The 1,762-nt window shown below is 67.1% G+C and carries 2 protein-coding genes; both read right to left on the reverse strand.

What is annotated here, in order from left to right; genetic code table 11:
• Positions 1-938 (reverse strand): glutathionylspermidine synthase family protein (locus RMO97_RS12710; protein WP_310541430.1); only part of this gene is annotated, 938 nt, incomplete at its 3' end.
• Positions 939-1,135: 197 nt separating this feature from the next.
• Positions 1,136-1,762, reverse strand: a 627-nt coding sequence (locus tag RMO97_RS12715; protein WP_310541431.1) for a PspA/IM30 family protein, incomplete at its 5' end; no start/stop codon positions are given.

The following is a 1,762-nucleotide window of genomic DNA, read 5'->3' on the forward strand; positions in this document are numbered from 1 at the left end:
ATATTGGCGCCTTCGCGGGAGAACAGGGGCTTTCGCACATACGAATTGCCCAGTTGTTCGCAGCGCGGGTCGTCCTCGAAGAAGGCGGGCAGCAGGTTGGGGTGGCCGGCATTGCGCTCCCAGAGCAGAGGCAGCAGGCCCTTGTTGGAGAGGATCGCCTTCCAGGCGGGCTCCAGGAAGGTGGTTTTTGAGCCCCCCACCTTGGCGGCATACTCTTCCCGGAACATCTCCTCCCAGGGATAGAGCTTGAACAGCGCCCCGATGAGGAAGTTGTCCTGGTCGACAAAGCGGCCGTCGGCGTCGAGGCCGATCTTGTCGATGGGCACGAACTTTGGCTCGATCCCGGCCTGGGTGGCGATGTCCTCGAGATACTTCACCGTCTGGCGGTCCTCGACGCTGGCTTCGTCGCTCGCGAAATGGACGAAGCCGCCGGCCGGGAAGATCGCCTTGAAGCGCGCCTGCAGCTTTTCGTGCAGGCTGTTGAACTGGTCGGCGTCGGCCGGCAGGCGGCCCGCGGCGATCATCTCCTCCAGCCACATCCACTGGAAGGTACCCGTCTCGTAGATGCTGGTGGGGGTGTCGGCATTGTATTCAAACAGCTTGGCCGGGCCCGCGCCGTCATAGGCGAAGTCGAAGCGGCCGTAGAGTGACGGGGCCTTGGCTTTCCAGCTTGCGGCCACGTCGTCGCGGGACGCCTCGGGAATGGCCAGCCGGGCCATCAGCGCTTCGCTGCCAACCACCTCGGCCACCAGATCCAGGCACAGGGCGTGCAGCGCGCGGGCCGGTTCCTCGAGACCGTCTTCGATCTCAGCGAGGGAGAACTGATAATAGGCGCGCTCGTCCCAGTACCGGGCGCCGTCCAGATGGCGCCAGGTAAAGCCCAGCCGCTCGGCTGTCTCGTCCCAGCCCGGGCGTTCGAGGGTTTTGATGCGTTTCATGGCAGTCTCCTTGCCTCCCCCGCAAAGCGGCGGGAGGGGGACCATCGGCCGGAGAGCCGATGGTGGAGGGGGCAGGCCGCTGGCTCATCGTCAGCGGAAACTCATTATCTCGGCGGATGGAGCTCGCCCCCTCCACCCCGCCCTCTACGGGGCGCGGTCCCCCTCCCGCCGCTTCGCGGGGGCGGTAAGGGGAAAACCTACGCCTTCTCGCCGCGTTCGACGGCCACCGGCTGCGCCTCGATCTGCAACCGCGGCGCCTCCAGCATGGGCATGGGCTCGCCGGCCGGGGCCTTCAGGCGGGCCAGGACGTCGCTGGCCGACGAATGGCCCGGCAGGATGCCGGCGGCCTGCAGCTTGGCGTCCAGGTCGGCGCCGGTGCGGCGGTCTTCCAGTTCGCCGGCGGCCTTGAATTTCTCGTCGGCGATGGCCTGGCGTTCCTTGATGCGCTTCAGGCTGTCGGCGGCCGATCCCAACCGCGCAGAGGCGCCGGCGCCTTGGTTGGCCACGGCGGCCTGAGCCTTCTGGACGCTGTCGTTGACCTTCACCACGTCGATCTCGCGGCGCAGGTTCTCGACGCGCTGCTGGGTGGTGGCGATGGTCTTGTGCATCCGCTCCTCGGCGACCTTCATCTCGGCCAGCTGGGGTGTTTTGGCGGTGACATCCGTCTCCAGCTCGGAAATGCGCTGGGCGACTTCCATGGCCAGGGCCTCGTCGCCCTTGGACAGGGCGGCGCGGGCCGAGCTTTCATAGCGGGCGGCCTGATCGGAGAGGTTCTGCAGCTCTTTCTCGATCATGCGGCGGCGCGCCACCAGAGTGGCCAGGTC

Origin of the sequence: Phenylobacterium sp. (assembly GCF_031425575.1) — a bacterium.
GTDB lineage: Bacteria > Pseudomonadota > Alphaproteobacteria > Caulobacterales > Caulobacteraceae > Phenylobacterium.